This is a genomic window from Actinosynnema sp. NPDC023658 (genome assembly GCF_040639995.1).
Lineage (GTDB): Bacteria > Actinomycetota > Actinomycetes > Mycobacteriales > Pseudonocardiaceae > Actinosynnema.
Genome location: NZ_JBFAAX010001007.1, coordinates 1 through 1947, shown reverse-complemented (window position 1 = coordinate 1947; position 1947 = coordinate 1). Strand labels below are relative to the sequence as shown.

2 protein-coding genes are annotated in these 1947 nt (G+C 72.6%); both read left to right on the top strand.

All coding sequences use genetic code 11. The annotated features are described in order from the left end of the window. Positions 1 to 97: 97 nt before the first annotated feature. Entirely contained in the window at positions 98 to 1438 is a 1341-nt protein-coding gene (locus AB0G02_RS37450; RefSeq protein WP_360804425.1) for a putative glycoside hydrolase, read from the top strand. Next, a partial coding sequence (locus AB0G02_RS37445) for a DUF3152 domain-containing protein (RefSeq protein ID WP_360804422.1) occupies positions 1435 to 1947 on the top strand: 513 nt, incomplete at its 3' end. The genes AB0G02_RS37450 and AB0G02_RS37445, both read left to right, overlap by 4 nt.

The following is a 1947-nucleotide window of genomic DNA, read 5'->3' as shown; positions in this document are numbered from 1 at the left end:
GCGCCGTGTCGGCGTCGATCACCACGGTGGCGTAGTCATGACGCCTGCGCAGGGAGAAGTCATCGATCCCCGGTACCCGCGGCACCGCGCGATCCCCGTGCAGGCGCGACGCGCCGACGGTCGCATGACGCTGACCGGGGTCAAGCTCGGTGAGGGCAGCCACAAGCTGTCCGTGCGGGCGGCCAACCCGCTGCCGTGGATGCCGGACGTGGAGGTCGAGCGGGCGTTCACCGTCGACGCCACTCCCCCGGCTCTGAAGGTCGACGCGGTCGAGGCCGCGTCGCCGCGCGGCCCGGTGACCGTGAAGGGCAGCGCCGAGGGCGCGGACTCGGTGCGGGTCGGTGACCAGGACGCGAAGCTCCAGGACGGCCGGTTCGAGGTCTCGCTCGCGTCGGTGCCGGACAGCGTCCAGGTCGAGGCCAAGGACGCCGCGGGCAACGCGCAGAGCCAGGACGTCGCGGTCAAGGTCACCCACCCCGGCATGCGCGGCGTGCACATGAGCGCCGCCGCGTGGGCGACCGCGTCGCTGCGGGACCCGGTGCTGGCGATGGCGCGCGAGCACCGCATCGACACCGTGCAGCTCGACATCAAGGACGAGAGCGGCGAGATCGGCTACGACTCCCAGGTGCCGCTGGCCAGGCAGATCGGCGCCACCCGCAACTACTACGACGCCCGCGCCGTGGTCGACGAGCTGCACGGCCTCGGGCTGCGGGTGGTCGGCAGGCTGGTGGCGTTCCGCGACCCGGTGCTGGGCAAGGCCTCGTGGGAGGCGGGCGCGCGCGACCGGCTGGCGCAGGACACCTCGGGCGCACCCTGGTCGGCGCACTACGGCCAGTACTCGTTCACCAACTTCGCCAACCCCGAGGTCCGCGAGTACAACATCGCGCTCGCCAAGGAGGCCGCGTCCCTCGGGTTCGACGACGTCCTCTACGACTACGTGCGCCGGCCGGACGGCCCGATCGGGCAGATGGTGTTCCCCGGCCTGGCCACCAGCCCAGAGCAGTCGATAGCGGACTTCCTCAAGGACAACCGGGCCGCCATCCGCCCGCTGGGCGCCTACCTGGGCGCGTCGGTGTTCGGCATCGCCGCGCACAGCCCGCAGGACGTGGCCCAGGACATCCCCGCCCTCGCGAAGGAGGTGGACTACGTGGCGCCGATGGTCTACCCGTCGCACTGGGGTCCGGGCGAGTACGGCGTGGACAACCCGAACGCCAAGCCGTACGAGATCGTCCGGGCGTCCGTCGCGGACTTCGTCGGGATGACCAAGGACAGCGGTGCGACGGTCATCCCGTGGCTCCAGGCGTTCTCGCTGGGCCACAACTACGGTCCGGGCGAGGTGCAGGCCCAGGTGCGGGCCAGCAAGGACGCCGGAGCGCCGTCGTTCATCCTGTGGAACGCCGCGTGCACCTACGACCCCGCCGCCCTGGAGCCCGCATGAGGCCGGTCCCGCTCGTGCCCTACCTGGCCGGCGTCTGCCTCGCCGCGACGGCAGTGGTCGCCCTCGACATCGGAACGGGGGCAGGCACCACCGTGACGTGGCCGGCCTCCGGTGTCCTACCCACCCCGTCCCCGGCCTCGGTCCCGGCCGGCGCCCTGCGCTCCTCCGGCGCTGACCTGCCACCAGGCCCGGCGTTCCCCGAACAGGGCACGGGCACCTGGCACGTGGTCCCGCCACCGAAACCCGGCAACACCCCGGGCACCACCTACACGGTCGAAGTCGAGGACGGAGTGACCCTGCCCCAGGGCGACGACTCGTTCGCCGCCGTCGTCGACTACGCCCTGCGACACCCCCGCGGCTGGTCCACCCACCACCCGTTCCGGCGAATCGGCGCCGACGCCGAGCCCGACCTGCGCATCCGCCTGACCTCCCAGGCCACGGCACGGTCGCTCTGCGGCTTCGAACTGCCCTACGACACGTCGTGCCGCACGGGCTCCACCGTGCACCTC